This is a genomic window from Aeromonas sp. Marseille-Q7275 (genome assembly GCF_965119515.1).
Genome location: NZ_CBCPLW010000007.1, coordinates 53,878 through 69,083, shown reverse-complemented (window position 1 = coordinate 69,083; position 15,206 = coordinate 53,878). Strand labels below are relative to the sequence as shown.

The 15,206-nt window shown below is 63.9% G+C and carries 11 protein-coding genes; 6 read left to right on the top strand and 5 right to left on the bottom strand.

The genetic code is table 11. The annotated features are described in order from the left end of the window. The first annotated feature begins 39 nt into the window (after positions 1–39). Positions 40–1,239 (top strand): sodium/glutamate symporter, encoded by a 1,200-nt coding sequence (gene gltS, locus ACWPWQ_RS08615; RefSeq protein WP_005326527.1) that lies wholly within the window; start codon positions 40–42, stop codon positions 1,237–1,239. Between the two features lie 213 nt (positions 1,240–1,452). Here gltS and ACWPWQ_RS08610 read toward each other — a convergent pair whose 3' ends face one another. Next, entirely contained in the window at positions 1,453–3,324 is a 1,872-nt protein-coding gene (locus ACWPWQ_RS08610) for a methyl-accepting chemotaxis protein (RefSeq protein ID WP_454009568.1), read from the bottom strand. 255 nt (positions 3,325–3,579) lie between these two features. Between ACWPWQ_RS08610 and prfB the strand changes: the two genes are divergently transcribed. After that, positions 3,580–4,678 (top strand): peptide chain release factor 2 gene (prfB, locus tag ACWPWQ_RS08605; protein WP_139437270.1). Its coding sequence is split into 2 segments (ribosomal slippage): positions 3,580–3,654 and positions 3,656–4,678, totalling 1,098 coding nucleotides; the frame shifts between segments, so codons are not numbered across the junction. Positions 4,679–4,698: 20 nt separating this feature from the next. Next, positions 4,699–6,237, top strand: coding sequence for a lysine--tRNA ligase (lysS, locus tag ACWPWQ_RS08600; protein WP_202046562.1), 1,539 nt, complete (start codon positions 4,699–4,701; stop codon positions 6,235–6,237). A gap of 110 nt (positions 6,238–6,347) precedes the next feature. Here the strand turns inward: lysS and ACWPWQ_RS08595 are convergent, their stop codons facing one another. Further along, positions 6,348–7,148, bottom strand: coding sequence for a PhzF family phenazine biosynthesis protein (locus ACWPWQ_RS08595; protein WP_454009567.1), 801 nt, complete (start codon positions 7,146–7,148; stop codon positions 6,348–6,350). A 185-nt stretch (positions 7,149–7,333) separates the two neighbouring features. Between ACWPWQ_RS08595 and ACWPWQ_RS08590 the strand changes: the two genes are divergently transcribed. Genes ACWPWQ_RS08590 through ACWPWQ_RS08580 form a run of 3 tightly spaced genes read left to right on the top strand, consistent with a single transcriptional unit; the run spans position 7,334 to position 11,644 of the window. Next, a complete protein-coding gene (locus ACWPWQ_RS08590) occupies positions 7,334–9,124 on the top strand; it encodes an assimilatory sulfite reductase (NADPH) flavoprotein subunit (protein ID WP_454009608.1) in 1,791 nt (596 codons plus the stop codon). Next, positions 9,124–10,848, top strand: a complete 1,725-nt coding sequence (cysI, locus tag ACWPWQ_RS08585; RefSeq protein WP_454009566.1) for an assimilatory sulfite reductase (NADPH) hemoprotein subunit — start codon at positions 9,124–9,126, stop codon at positions 10,846–10,848. The genes ACWPWQ_RS08590 and cysI overlap by 1 nt, the downstream gene beginning before the upstream one ends. After that, a complete protein-coding gene (locus tag ACWPWQ_RS08580; protein WP_454009565.1) occupies positions 10,838–11,644 on the top strand; it encodes a phosphoadenylyl-sulfate reductase in 807 nt (268 codons plus the stop codon). Before cysI ends, ACWPWQ_RS08580 begins: the two co-directional genes overlap by 11 nt. A 102-nt stretch (positions 11,645–11,746) precedes the next feature. On the opposite strand, the gene proX is transcribed toward ACWPWQ_RS08580, so the two are convergent. The 3 genes from proX to proV are packed head-to-tail and all read right to left on the bottom strand — an operon-like array spanning position 11,747 to position 15,092. Continuing rightward, on the bottom strand, positions 11,747–12,751 hold the full coding sequence (gene proX, locus ACWPWQ_RS08575) for a glycine betaine/L-proline ABC transporter substrate-binding protein ProX (RefSeq protein ID WP_454009564.1): 1,005 nt from the start codon (positions 12,749–12,751) through the stop codon (positions 11,747–11,749). Then, a complete protein-coding gene (proW, locus tag ACWPWQ_RS08570; protein WP_454009563.1) occupies positions 12,748–13,899 on the bottom strand; it encodes a glycine betaine/L-proline ABC transporter permease ProW in 1,152 nt (383 codons plus the stop codon). The genes proX and proW overlap by 4 nt, the downstream gene beginning before the upstream one ends. Then, a complete protein-coding gene (gene proV, locus ACWPWQ_RS08565) occupies positions 13,896–15,092 on the bottom strand; it encodes a glycine betaine/L-proline ABC transporter ATP-binding protein ProV (protein WP_454009562.1) in 1,197 nt (398 codons plus the stop codon). Before proV ends, proW begins: the two co-directional genes overlap by 4 nt. Positions 15,093–15,206 lie beyond the last annotated feature (114 nt).

The window sequence follows — 15,206 nt, the reverse complement described above, 5'->3', positions numbered from 1 at the left end:
TCTCGCCAAAGACACAGCCGATCAACATGGGAGTACCGCATGATACAACTTGATTCCTACGCCACCCTGGTCGCCGCCACCCTGGTGCTGCTGCTCGGCCGTCTGCTGGTCAACCGGATTGGCCCCCTGCGTACCTTCAACATCCCCAAACCGGTGGCAGGCGGCCTGGTGGTCGCCCTGGTGCTGCTGCTGCTGCGCTCCACCATGCAACTTGAACTGCAATTTGACACCACACTGCAAACCCCGCTGATGCTGGCCTTCTTCGCCTCCATCGGCCTCTCCGCGGATCTGGGCAGCCTCAAGCGCGGCGGCAAGGCGGTGATCACCTTCCTGCTGGTGGTCACCGGCCTGCTGCTGGTGCAAAACAGCCTGGGGGTCGGCCTCGCCACCCTGCTGGGTCTGGACCCGCACATGGGGCTGCTGGCCGGCTCCATCACCCTCTCCGGCGGCCACGGTACCGGCGCGGCCTGGGGCTCCATCTTCACCGAGAAGTACGGCGTGCAATCCGCCGCCGAGCTCGCCATCGCCTGCGCCACCTTCGGTCTGGTGCTGGGGGGGCTGATCGGCGGGCCTGTCGCCCGCTACCTGGTGAAGAAGGTGCAGGTGCCCGGCGAGGAGCACAACCGTGATGGCGCCCCCCAAGGCTTCGAGATGCCTGACATGGAGCGCCCCCTCACCACCTTCAGCGTGATCGAGACCCTGGCCCTGATCGCCATCAGCCTGAAGGGGGGGGAGATGCTCTCCCTCTACCTCAAGGGCAGTGCCCTGGAGCTGCCGGTGTTCGTCTGCGTGCTCTTCGTCGGCGTGCTGCTGCGCAACCTGCTGACCCTGCTGAACTGGCACGAGGTGAGCGATCGGGAAGTCTCCCTGCTCGGCAACGTCAGCCTGTCGCTCTTCCTCGCCATGGCGCTGATGAGCCTGAAGCTGTGGGATCTCGCCAGCCTGGCCCTGCCCATCTTCATCCTGCTGGCCGCCCAGACGGTGGCGATGGCGCTCTACGCCATCTTCGTCACCTTCAGGGTCATGGGCCGCAACTATGACGCGGCCGTGCTGGCGGCGGGCCACTGCGGCTTCGGTCTGGGGGCCACCCCCACCGCCATCGCCAACATGCAGGCCATCACCCAGCGCTTCGGCCCCTCCCACCTGGCGTTCTTGGTAGTGCCCATGGTGGGCGCCTTCTTCATCGACATCATCAACGCCGTGGTGATCAAGCTGTTCCTGGCCCTGCCCTTCCTGTAAGCCCTGCGCCAGACTCCGTATGAATGAGCCCACCTTTTGGTGGGCTCATTGCTTGCTGGCTCCCGCACCTTGCTCCTCCATGGCGTCTGGGGGCGTCCCATGACGCATCCCATCGAGACGCGGGCCGGATGGCGGACAACAAAAAGCCCCGCACTCTCGTGCGGGGCTTTGATATGGGAGGGCGCCGGGATGGCGCCGCCTCCCGACCCGGCCTTACAGGATAAAGGTCGACACCTGCTGGTTCAGGTTGGTGGCACGTCCCTTGAGGTGGTGCGCCTGATCCAGATCCCGCATGGCGGCGGCGGTGATCTCGTCGCTCACATCCTTGATGGCGGTGGTGTTCTGGGTGATCTCGCCGGTCACCTGGGTCTGCTCCTCGGCGGCGGTGGCGATCTGACCCGCCATGTCGGAGATGAGAGAGACGGCCTGGGTGATCTCTTCGAGCGCGGCGGCGGCGGCATCGGCGTCCTTGACGCTGTTGTCCGCCAGCCCCTGGCTGGTCTGCATCAGGCTGACCGCGCGGGCCGTGGTCTGCTGCAGGGTCTCTATGGTGGACTGGATCTCCTGGGTGGAGTCCTGGGTACGGCGCGACAGCACCCGCACCTCGTCCGCCACCACGGCGAAACCGCGACCCTGTTCACCGGCACGGGCCGCTTCGATGGCCGCGTTCAGCGCCAGCAGGTTGGTCTGCTCGGCGATGCCCTGAATGGTGGAGAGGATGCCGGAGATGGCCTGGGCGTGGCGGCTCAGCTCGCCGATGACGCCGGTGGCCTGACCCACCTCCTCGGCCAGGTTGTTGATGGACTGGCGAGTCTGGTTCACCAGCATCTTGCCCTGCTCGCTGCTCTGGGCAGATTGCTGGGCGGCGGCGGCGGTGTTCTCGGCGTTGCCGGCGATCTCCATGGTGGCGCTCGCCATCTCGGTGACCGCGGTGGCGACCATGGTCACCTCCTGCTGCTGACGCTGCAGCTCTTCCACCGCGGCCTGGTTGGTCACCAGGCTGCGCTCCGCATCGGCGTTCAGCTCGTTGGCGAGCTGGCGGATGTTGCCGATCAGCTGGTGCTGGCTGCCGACGAAGCGATTGAAGCTGTTGGCCAGCTGGCCCACCTCGTCGTTGGCGTCGATCTTGATGCGCTGGGTCAGATCGCCGTTACCGTCGGCGATGCGGGCCAGAGCCTGGGAAACCTTGCCGAGCGGGCCCAGCAGCAGGCTGACCAGCCAGGAGATGGCGAGGATGCTGCCCACCAGTACCAACAGGGCCAGGCCGAGCTGAGTCATCAGCAGGGAGGAGAGCGGCGCCTCCAGGGTGGCCTTGTCCAGCACCAGCACCAGCTCCCAGTCGGTGTTCGGGATGTCTGTCGCCCACAGCAGCTTGTCGCGCCCTTCGTTGTCAAAATAGACGGGGAGCAGGCTGTTGCTGCTCTTGCTCTGCTCGATCAGGGCATTGGAGAGATCATTGTCGATCTCGCTGGCGGGCTTCATCGCCTTGGCCGCATCTTTATAGGCGATGACGGTGCCGTCCTTGTGCATCAGGATGGCGACACCGTCCGCCGGCAGGGCCATCTTGGTGACATCCTCCACCAGGGAGGCGATGGAGAGGTCGCCGCCGACCACGCCGCCCTGGGCCGGCTGGGCCAGGGTCACCACCATGACGTTGTAGGCCACGTCCAGGTAGGGTTTGGTCACTATCATGCCGCCCTTGGCCATGGCTTCCTGATACCAGCCACGGGAGCGGGGATCATAGCCGTCACGGTTGATGGAGGAATCCGAATCGTTCATCTTGCCGCTGCCCTCACCGAAATAGGTGAGCTGGAAACGGCCGGACACCTGGGCCTGTTGCAGGGCGTTGAGGGGGTCGGGGCCGGCCTTGTTGCCAAGGGCCTGGATCACATCGCGACGGGCGGCAAGCCAGTCACTGACGCTGGCGGCCTGCTGGCTGCCGAGGCGCTGTACCTGTTCCTGACTGCCTTGCAGCAACAGGGACTTCTGGCTGCTGTAGCTCTGCCAGGAGAGCAGCAGGATCACCAGGGAGAGGGCGATCACCACAGACAACAGTATCTTCTGCTTGAGTGATAGGTTTTTCATCGTGCTTTCTTCTTGTGGGGTCAGGAACAGGATTACTCGAAAAGTGCGCGGCACTCCATGTTGTTGTTAGCGGCCAAATCGCACAGAACTGAAGCGCAGAATGGCGCGGCCGGCGATATTTTCCACAAGAAAGCACAAAATGGCCTCCGAAATCGGCGACAGAAGGCGGCCGGGGCCAGCCAACCCTGTTTATTCCTTCCGCAATTGGCTAGAATATCCCGTTTTTAAATCACATCGACCCCGAGAGTTTTCACGATGTTTGAAGTCAATCCTGTATTAAACAAGCTTAAGGAGCTGTCTGAGAGGACCGAGCTGCTTAGGGGGTACCTTTGACTATGACGCCAAGAAAGAGCGTCTAGAAGAGGTCAATGCCGAGCTGGAACAGCCGGATGTCTGGAACGAGCCGGAGCGCGCACAGGCGCTGGGCAAGGAGCGCGTGTCCCTGGACAACGTGGTCACCACCATAGATACCCTGACCCAGGGCGTCGATGACGTCGAGATGCTGGTCAGCCTGGCGGTCGAGGGCGAAGACGAGGAGACCTTCAACGAGGCCATCGTCGAAGCCGATCAGCTGGAAGCCAAGCTGGTGGATCTCGAGTTCCGTCGCATGTTCTCCGGTCAGCACGACGGCTCCGACTGCTACATCGACATCCAGTCCGGTTCCGGCGGCACCGAGGCCCAGGACTGGGCCAACATGGTGCTGCGCATGTACCTGCGCTGGGGCGATGCCCACGGCTACAAGCCCGAGCTCATCGAATGCTCGGAGGGTGACGTGGCCGGCATCAAGTCCGCCACCATCAAGTTCACCGGCGAGTATGCCTTCGGCTGGCTGCGCACCGAAACCGGCGTACACCGTCTGGTTCGCAAGTCGCCGTTCGATTCCGGTGGTCGTCGCCACACCTCGTTCTGCTCCGTCTTCGTCTATCCCGAGATCGATGACGACATCGAGATCGAGATCAACCCGGCGGATCTGCGCATCGACGTCTACCGCGCCTCCGGTGCCGGTGGTCAGCACGTCAACCGGACCGAGTCCGCGGTGCGTATCACCCACGTCCCCACCGGGGTGGTGGTGCAGTGCCAGAACGACCGTTCCCAGCACAAGAACAAAGATCAGTGTATGAAGCAGCTGAAGGCCAAGCTCTACGAGCTGGAAATTCAGAAGCAGAACGCTGAGAAGCAAGCCCTCGAAGAGACCAAGTCCGACATCGGCTGGGGCAGCCAGATCCGCTCCTACGTACTGGATGACTCCCGTATCAAGGATCTGCGCACCGGCGTCGAGACCCGCAATACCCAATCGGTACTCGACGGCGACTTGGACAAGTTTATCGAAGCCAGCCTGAAATCAGGCCTGTAAACAGAGCAGCAGGAATCACCATGTCTGAACAAACCACTACTCCGGAAGTCGACCAGACTCTCGAACTGAACAACGAGATGACTGAGCGTCGCTCCAAGCTGGCCGCCTTGCGCGCCCAGGGCAACCCTTTCCCCAACGACTTCCGTCGTGACAGCCTGTCCGGCGATCTGCACGCCGAGTTTGGCGACAAGAGCGCCGACGAGCTGGTGGCCTTGAATAAACGGGTGAAGATTGCCGGTCGTATCATGACCCGCCGGATCATGGGCAAGGCTTCCTTCGCTACCCTGCAGGACATGGCTGGCAAGATCCAGATCTACGTGACCCGTGACGACCTGCCGGAAGGCTTCTACAACGAGCAGTTCAAGAAGTGGGATCTGGGGGACATCGTCGGCGTGGAAGGGACCCTGTTCCGCACCAACACCGGCGAGCTCTCCGTCCATGTGGGCGAAATCCGCCTGCTGACCAAGGCACTGCGTCCGCTGCCCGAGAAGCACAAGGGGCTGACCGACCAGGAAGCCCGCTGCCGCCAGCGCTACCTGGATCTGATCGCCAACGAAGAGTCCCGCAAGACCTTCATGATCCGCACCCAGGTGGTGGCCGGCATCCGCAAGTTCTTCAACGAGAAGCGCTTCATGGAAGTGGAAACCCCCATGATGCAGGTCATCCCGGGTGGTGCCTCCGCGCGTCCGTTCGTCACTCACCACAATGCGCTGGACATCGACATGTACCTGCGTATCGCCCCCGAGCTCTATCTGAAGCGTCTGGTGGTCGGTGGTTTCGAGCGTGTCTACGAGATCAACCGCAACTTCCGTAACGAAGGGATCTCGGTGCGTCACAACCCCGAGTTCACCATGATCGAGTTCTACATGGCGTACGCCGATTACATCGATCTGATGGATCTCACCGAGGAGCTGCTGCGCACCCTGGCCCAGGACATTCTGGGTGACACCAAGATCCGTTATGCCAAAGAGGGCGAAGAGGGTCTGACCATCGATTTCGGTCAGCCGTTCCAGCGCCTCACCATGGTCGAGTCCATCCTGAAGTACAACCCGGATGTGACCCTGGCCGACCTGGCCACCCTGGAGAGCGCCAAGGCCGTCGCCAAGCGCCTGCACATCGAGCTGATGAAGGGCTGGGAGCTGGGCCACGTGATCACCGCCATCTTCGAAGAGACCGTTGAGCACATGCTGCTGCAACCGACCTTCATCACCGAGTACCCGGCTGCCGTCTCCCCGCTGGCCCGCCGCAACGACAAGAACCCGGACGTGACCGATCGCTTCGAGTTCTTCATCGGCGGCCGCGAGCTGGCCAACGGCTTCTCCGAGCTGAACGATGCCGAAGATCAGGCCAAGCGCTTCCAGGATCAGGTGAACCAGAAAGAAGCGGGCGACGACGAAGCCATGTTCTATGACGCCGACTTCGTCACCGCGCTGGAACACGGCCTGCCGCCAACTGCCGGTCAGGGCATAGGTATCGACCGTCTGGTGATGCTGTTCACCAACAGCCACACCATCCGCGACGTCATCCTGTTCCCGGCCCTGCGTCCGCAACAGAAATAAGCCTGCCGCTCGGCCAGCCCGAGCGCGCTAGCAATAAAACGCCCCGCCACTGCGGGGCGTTTTTTATGGCGAAGACTAAAGCTGCGAACAGGGTACGCCCGGCTGGCGACTTATGGGGCGGGCGGCAGCAGCCACTCCCCCTGCCACAGGGTCAGCGCCTGACCCGACATCCACACCCTGTCCCCCTGCAACTCCAACACAAGTTCCCCGCCCCGGGCCGAGATCTGGCGCGCCCTCAGTTGCGTCCTGCCGAGGCGCTCGGCCCAGAAGGGCACCAGGGCGCAGTGGTTGGAGCCGGTGACCGGATCCTCCTCCACCCCGACCCAGGGGGCGAAGTAGCGGGAGACGAAGTCATGGTCCGGATCCCTCGACGGCGCCGTCACCATCAGGCCGCGACCGGGCAGGGCCCGCAGGGTGTGGAAGTCCGGCTTGAGGGCCTGCACCTCCTGCTCGCTGCCGAGCACCAGCAGGAACTTGGCGCCGGCGGCCAGGGTCTGCAGCGGCGTGCAGCCGAGGGCCTCGGCATAAGCGGGATCCAATGTCAGCGGAGCAAGGGGGATGCGCGGAAAGTCGAGCCGGATCAACTCTCCCTCGGCGCTGGCCTCCAGCAGGCCGCTGCGGGTCTCGAAGCGCAGCGTCTGGGAGCGGGCCACGGCCCCGGTCTGCCACAACACATGGGCCGCCGCCAGGGTGCCGTGACCGCAGAGATCCACCTCCACCGCCGGGGTAAACCAGCGCAGCCGATAGTGCGCCTCCCCCAGGGGGCTGAGGAAGGCGGTCTCCGACAGGTTGAACTCCGCCGCCATGGCCTGCAGCTCGGCATCGCTGCGCTCCGGCCCCAATACGACGATGGCGGGATTGCCCCCGAAGGGGTGCTGGCTGAAGGCATTGACATGGAACAGTCTGGACATCGGCAGATCCTGAGAGGCGGAAGGGGACTCAATATTGCGATTTTTATACCACAGCCGGGGAGCTGCCGAGGCGGATTTCGGCTTTATAAATTCATAAATCGCATAAAGAAGATATTTTTATTCTTTGTTGTTATTCATTACACCCCTTAACCTGACCAAAAATCAGACCATGGAAGACGTGTGTGATGCAATTGACAGCCCCAATACCCAACATAAGCCCGCTCTCTGACGAGCAGCAGCGCCAGCTGAATCAGGTCTTGTCGACCCTCAACACCCAGCAACTCGCCTGGGTGAGCGGTTATCTCTACGGTATTTCCCAATCAGGCGTCCAGAGCGTCGCCACCAGCGCCGCCGTGGCCGCCCCCGGTGGCAGCCTGACCATTCTCTACGGCTCCCAGACCGGCAATGCCAAGGGTGTCGCCAGCGCCATCCAGGCGCAGGCGAAGGCCCACGGCCTGCCGGTGACCCTGACCTCCATGGCGGACTACAAACCCAAGCAGCTCAAGAAAGAGACACACCTGCTGGTGATAGTGAGCACTTACGGGGAGGGTGAGCCGCCGGAGAGCGCGGTGGATCTGTTCGAGCAGCTCAAGAAGGGCAAGATTGGCAAACTCGAGGGCCTCAAGTTCGCCGTGCTGGGGCTGGGTGACAGCTCCTACGAATTCTTCTGCCAGACCGGCAAGGACTTCGACGACTTCCTGTCAAAAGCCGGGGCCGAGCGCATTCATGAACTCGCGAGCCTGGACGTGGATTATCAGGAAGCGGCCAAGGCCTGGGGCGAACAGGCGGTCAATGCCGTCGCCGCCACCCTCTCTGCCGGCGCCGCGACTGCCAGCGTGGCGGGCTCGGTGCAGCAAGCCGTCGGCCATAGCCAGTATCACAAGGAGAACCCCTTCCCGGCACGGCTCTCGGTCAATCAGAAGATCACCGGCCGCGACTCCACCAAGGACATCCGCCATATCGAGATCAGCCTGGAAGAGTCCGGCATCACTTATCAGCCGGGGGATGCCCTGGGCATCTGGTTCGACAACGACGCCGATCTCGTGGGGGAAGTGCTGGCCCTGACCGGTCTCACCGGTGACGAGGCCACCGCCCAGGGCCCGTTGCGCGCGGCCCTGACCCGCCACGTCGAGCTGACCCGCTTGCACGGCGGCTTTATCACTGGTCTTGCCGAGATCTCGGGCAATGCGGCGCTGAAAGATCTGGCCGGCGACAAGGCCCAGGTCAACGCCCTGGTGGCCAGCGCCCAGGTGGTGGATGTGCTCAAGCGCTTCCCGACCGCCCTCAGTGCCGAGCAGCTGACCGGCCTGCTGCGCCCCCTCACTCCCCGCCTCTACTCCATCGCCTCCGCCCAGAGCGAGGTCGAGGAAGAGGTGCACCTGACCGTGGGCGTGGTGCGCCATCCCCAGGAAGATGGCACAGTGCGATCTGGCGGCGCCTCCTCCTATCTGGCGGACCGTCTGCCTGAAGACGCCGAGGTCCGGGTATTCGTGGAGCACAACGACAACTTCCGACTGCCCGCCAATCCCGACACCCCCGTCATCATGGTGGGCCCGGGCACCGGCATAGCCCCATTCCGCGCCTTTATGCAGGAGCGGGAAGCCCAGGGGGCGGAGGGCAAGAACTGGCTCTTCTTCGGCAACCCCCACTTCACCCAGGACTTCCTCTATCAGGTGGAGTGGCAGCGTTATGTGAAATCGGGCCTGCTGTCGAAGGTCTCCCTGGCCTTCAGCCGGGATCAGGCCAACAAGATTTATGTGCAGGACCGTCTGCGCGAAGCCGGGCTTGAGCTCTACCAGTGGCTGGAAGCAGGCGCTCACTTCTATGTGTGTGGCGACGCCAACCACATGGCGAAGGATGTGCAGGAAGCCCTGCTGGAAGTGATTGCCGAACATGGCCACAAGAGCCGTGAGGAAGCAGAAGAGTATCTGAGCGAATTGCGTCGTGCCAAACGTTATCAAAGGGATGTCTATTGATGAGCAAACAACCTCTCTCTCACCAAAAAGCGGGACCGGTCGAAGGGCCGCTGGCTGACAACGAGCGCCTCAAGCGCGAGAGCAACTTCCTGCGCGGCACCATAGCCGAGGATCTGCAGGATCCCCTCACCGGCGGCTTCAACGGCGACAACTTCCAGCTGATCCGCTTCCACGGCATGTATCAGCAGGATGACAGAGACATCCGCCCGGAGCGCACCGCCCAGAAGCTGGAGCCCCTGCACAACGTCATGCTGCGTGCCCGTCTGCCCGGCGGCATCATCACCCCGGCCCAGTGGCAGGTGATCGACAAGTTCGCCGAAGAGCACAGCCTGTACGGCAGCATCCGCCTGACCACCCGCCAGACCTTCCAGTTCCACGGGGTATTGAAGCGCGACATCAAGCTGATGCACCAGACCCTCAACAGCACCGGCATCGACAGCATCGCCACCGCAGGGGATGTGAACCGCAACGTGCTCTGCACCAGCAACCCGGTGGAGTCCGAGCTGCACCAGGAGGCCTACGAGTGGGCCAAGAAGATCTCCGAGCACCTGCTGCCCAAGACCCGCGCCTACGTGGAGATCTGGCTGGACGGCGAGAAGCTGGGGGGTGACGAGGAGCCGATCCTGGGTTCCAACTACCTGCCGCGCAAATTCAAGACCACTGTGGTGATCCCGCCCCACAACGACGTGGACATCCACGCCAACGATCTCAACTTCGTGGCCATTAGTGATCACGGCAAGCTGGTGGGCTTCAATGTGCTGGTGGGCGGGGGGCTGGCCATGACTCACGGCGACACCAGCACCTACCCGCGCAAGGCGAGCGATTTCGGCTTCATCCCGCTCTCCCACGTGCTGGAGGTGGCGGCCGCCGTGGTCAGCACTCAGCGCGACTGGGGCAACCGGGTCAACCGCAAGAACGCCAAGACCAAGTACACCCTTGAACGTGTTGGCGTCGAGGCCTTCAAGGCCGAGGTGGAGAGCCGGGCCGGCATCCAGTTTGGCGAGGTTCGCCCCTATGAGTTCACCAGCCGTGGCGATCGTTTCGGCTGGGTGGAGGGGATCGACGGCAAGCACCACCTGACCCTCTTCATCGAGAACGGCCGCCTGCTGGACTTCCCGGGCAAGCCCCTAAAGACCGGTATGCTGGAGATCGCCAAGGTGCACCAAGGGGACTTCCGTCTCACCGCCAACCAGAACCTGATCATCGCCGGCGTCCCGGCTGGCGAGAAGGCCCGCATCGAAGCCCTGGCGCGCCAGTACGGCCTGCTGGATGACGGCGTGAGCGAGCAGCGCAAGCAGTCCATGGCCTGCGTGGCCCTGCCGACCTGCCCCCTGGCGATGGCCGAGGCCGAGCGCATGCTGCCGGCCTTCGTCACCGACATCGAAGGGCTGCTGGCCAAACACGCGCTGGCGAACGACGCCATCATCTTCCGGGTCACCGGCTGCCCCAACGGCTGCGGCCGCGCCATGCTGGCGGAAGTGGGCCTGGTGGGCAAGGCCCCGGGCCGCTACAACCTGCACCTGGGGGGCAACCTGGAGGGGACCCGCATCCCGCGCCTGCACCTGGAGAACATCACGGAGCCGCAGATCCTGGCGGAGCTGGATGCCCTGATCGGTCGCTGGGCCACCGAGCGCGACGGGAACGAGTGCTTCGGCGATTTCGTCATCCGCGCCGGGATCATAGCCCCGGTCATCGACTCCGCGAGGGACTTCTATGCAGCCTGAACAGACTGATACCGAGCGGCTGGTGCGCACCGCCGACGGCCGGCTCGACCTCGACGCCCTGCTGGCCCTGGGCCGCGAGGAGCAGACCGAGGTGCTGGCTCCCCTCAACCGGGAGCTGGACGCCATGAGCGCCCCCGAGCGGGTGCGCTGGGCCCTGGCGAACCTGCCGGGGGAGCACGTGCTGTCGTCGAGCTTCGGCATCCAGGCGGCGCTGATGCTGCACCTGGTGAGCCGCGAGCGGGCCGATGTGCCCGTGGTGCTGACCGATACCGGTTATCTCTTCCCGGAGACCTACCGTTTCATCGACGAGCTGACCGAGCGCCTCGCCCTCAACCTCAAGATCTACCGGGCCGAGCTCAGCCCGGCCTGGCAGGAGGCCCGCTTCGGTCTCTTGTGGGAGCAGGGGGTGGAGGGGATCACCCGCTACAACCAGCTCAACAAGGTGGAGCCCATGGATCGCGCCCTGAGCGAGCTCGGCGCCCGCACCTGGTTCTCCGGCCTGCGCCGGGAGCAGGCGGGCAGCCGCGGCAAGCTACCGGTGCTGGCCATCCAGCGCGGCCGCTTCAAGTTCCTGCCGGTGATCGACTGGAGCAACAAGGACGTCTTCTACTACTTCAAGGAGCACGACCTGCCCTACCACCCCCTGTGGGAGCAGGGCTATCTCTCGGTGGGCGACGTTCACACCACCGCCAAGTGGGAGCCGGGCATGAGCGAGGAGCAGACCCGCTTCTTCGGCCTCAAGCGCGAATGCGGCCTGCACGAAGAGAGCGGCGAGCACGACGGCTCCGGCATCTGAGCCTGGAGCACAACCTGTTGCTGCGCCCCGCCCATAAAAAAACGCCCGGCAATGGCCGGGCGTTTTGCTTGCTGGCATCCATGGACTGGGCCGAGGCGGGGTTTAGCCCGCAGACTGCTCTTTCGCTGCGGCGGCGCGCGCCTGGGTCAGCCAGTCATCGACCAGGGCCTCGTGTCCCTTGAGCCAGGCATCGGCGTGGCGCTCCACATCCGCCGGCTTGTTCTGGCCCTTGTTCATCAGGCCGTTCTGGATGTTGATGTCGTTCAGCGGCAGCTTGACGATGGAGAAGAGCTTGGCGGCCGCCGGGTTGGCCTCGGCAAACTGCTTATTGGCGACGATGTGCATGGTGTTCACCGCAAAGCCGTAGTTCTTGCCGTTCGGCAGCCGGGTCTTGTCCCCATCAGGGGCATCGGCGGGCACCTCCAGCCACACCACATCCTTGCCAGGCACCAGCTCGCTGCTGAGCCAGTAGGGGGTCCAGGTGTAGTAGAGCACCGGCTTGCCGGCCTGGTAACGGGCCAGGGTATCGGCGATCAGAGCCGCATAGTTGCCCTGCTTGTGGGTCACCGTGGGGGTCAGGCCGAACTCATCCAGGTGATGGTTGATGGCTCCCTCACAGCCCCAGCCCGGGTTGCAACCCACCAGATCGGCCTTGCCGTCGCCATCGCCGTCGAACAGCGCCGCCAGCCTGGGATCCTTGAGCTGGCCCAGGTTGGTGATGCCGTATTGGGCCGCCGTCTTCTTGTCGATGAGGTACCCCTGGGCGGCACCGGCCACATAGGTGCCCTGACGGAAGAACACCTTGTCACCCCCCGCCTGCTCGTACTTGTTGTCCTGCAGCGGTATCCAGTTGAAGGCGAGGAAGGTGCCGTCCCCCTGCGCCACCGAGGCGTAGGCCACGTTGTAGTCCACCTCCTGGGCGGGCTGCACCTCGTAGCCGAGGCGCCCCATCAGCTTGCTGACCAGCAGGCTCTGGAAGGCCTCCTCCGGCAAGGAGCTCTGCAGGGGCTGCACCTTGACCCCCTCACCCGGCAACTCGGCGCTGGCCATGGCGAGGGAACTCAGCAGCAGGGCGCTCAGGGTCAATCCTTTGGTGATCTGTTTCATGCTTTAACTCCTTGGTAATCGAGGGATTTGCCGCGGCCACACAGGCGCAGCAGCAGGGCGACGGGACCGCGCTGATACCAGCGGCCGACCCGGCTGCGATCCGGCTGCCCCATCGCCTGGGTCAGTCGGTCGAGGACGATGGCCAGCAGCACTATGCCGAGGCCGCCGATGGAGGCGAGCCCCATGTCGAGGCGGCCGATGCCGCGCAGCACCATCTGCCCCAGACCGCCGACCGCGATCATGGAGGCGATCACCACCATGGAGAGCGCCAGCATCAGGGTCTGGTTGACCCCGGCCATGATGGTGGGCATGGCGAGCGGCAGCTGTACCTTGAACAGCAGCTGGGAGGGGCTGGCGCCGAACGAGTGGGCCGCCTCCACCAGATCCGCGGGCACCTGGCGAATGCCCAGCATGGTGAGGCGGATCATGGGGGGCAGGGCGAAGATGACGGTCACCACCACCCCGGGCACGTTGCCTATGCCAAACAGCATGACGATGGGGATGAGGTAGACAAACGCCGGGGTGGTCTGCATGGCATCCAGCAGCGGCCGGGTCCAGGTGGAGAGCCGCTCGCTGCGGGCCAGCAATATGCCCACCGGCAAGCCTATCAACACGCAGAAGAAGAGCGAGGTCAGTACCAGGGAGAGGGTCACCATGGCATCGGACCAGGCCCCGATAAGGCCAATCATCACCAGAGAAACGAGGGTGCCGAGCGCCATGCGCCCGCCCACCAGTTGCCAGGCGATCAGGGTCAAGAGCCCCATCATCAGGGTGGAGGGCACAGTCTGCAGCAGCTGGGTCATAGCCCCCAGGGCCAGCTCCACCGGCGCGCGGATCAGCTGGAACACAGGCCGCAGGTTCTCCACCAGCCAGCCGATGCCCCCCTCGACCCAGGTATCCAGCGGCACCAGGGCCTGCTGGAAGGGATCCAGCCAGTCGACGGCGGCACTGTTGTCGACCGCTGCGATCTGGCTCTGCCAGTCTGCCGCCTCTGTGGCCGTACTGCCCCAGGGATCCTCGGCTAGCGTGGTGGTGGCCGCAGCCCCCCAGGGATCGGCCTGCGCCTCGTCGGCCCAGGCGGGAGCGCTGGTCAATAGCAGCAGCGCCAGCAAGCCGGTCAGCAGACGCTTAAAGGGGTTGAGATTCATACCGGGGTACTCCTGTCCAGGGTGTTGAGCAGATTGGCCTTGGAGATGAGTCCCAGATAGGTGCCATCCTCCTCGACCACGGGCACCTGACAGGGTGCGGCGGCCACCTGGCTGATGAGTTCGTTGAGGGAGGTGTCCGCCAGAATGGGCTGGATGTCCGTCAGCAGCGCCTGCTCCAGGCTCCCCTTGTCGCGGACCGCCCGGCCGAGCGACTCGACCGAGACGACCCCGAGGAAGCGGCGGCTGCGATCCACCACGTAGCCGTACTCCCGCTCCAGCTCCTTGAGCTGGCGCAGGGCGTTGCCCGGCCCGTCCGTGGTGTGTTTCTTGATAAGCGGCATCTGCTTGCGGCTGGCCACATCCCGGGCGCTGAAGACGTTGGCGAGATCCACCCCGCGGAAGAAGGCGCGCACATAGTCGTTGGCAGGCTGGTTCAGGATCTCGTCCGGGGTGCCCACCTGCACCAGCTGGCCGTCCTGCATGATGGCGATGCGATCGCCGATGCGCATCGCCTCGTCCAGATCGTGGGAGATGAAGATTATGGTGCGCTGCTGGCTGGCCTGCAGCTTGAGCAGCTCGTCCTGCATCTCGGTGCGGATCAGGGGATCCAGCGCCGAGAAGGCCTCGTCCATCAGCAGGATATCGGGGTCGTTGGCGAGCGCCCGGGCCAGCCCGACCCGCTGCTTCATACCGCCGGAGAGGGCATCGGGGAAGGCGTCGATCCACGGCCCCAGCCCCACCTGGTGCAGCGCCTGACGGGCGCTCTGCTGGCGCTCCGCCAGGGGCACCCCGGCCAGCTCCAGCCCGAAGGCGGTGTTTTCCAGCACGCTCAGGTGCGGCATCAGGGCGAAGGACTGGAACACCATGCTGATCTTCTTGCGCCGCACCTGGCGCAGTTCGCGCTCCGAGATGGAGGCTATGTCCTCGCCGTCGATCAGCACCTGGCCGCGGGTCGGCTCGATCAGCCGATTGAAGAGACGCACCAGGGTGGATTTGCCCGAGCCGGAGAGGCCCATCACCACGAAGATCTCCCCCTCCTGGATGGCCAGATTGACATCCTGGACCCCCAGGGTCTGCCCGGTCTTTTGCAGTATGCTGGCGCGGTCGTGCCCTTTCGCCAGCAATTTGAACGCTTTTTCCGGATGTTCTCCGAAGATTTTATAGAGCGATTTCACTTCGAGTTTGACTGTCATACTGTCCTTTTTTTATGGCCGGCATCTTGCTGTTCCTGCTGCCGAACGCGAACCAATTACTTTTAACACTAAGTAATTTTGAGCCAAAACAAAAGAACCGTAAGAGTCCGCCAT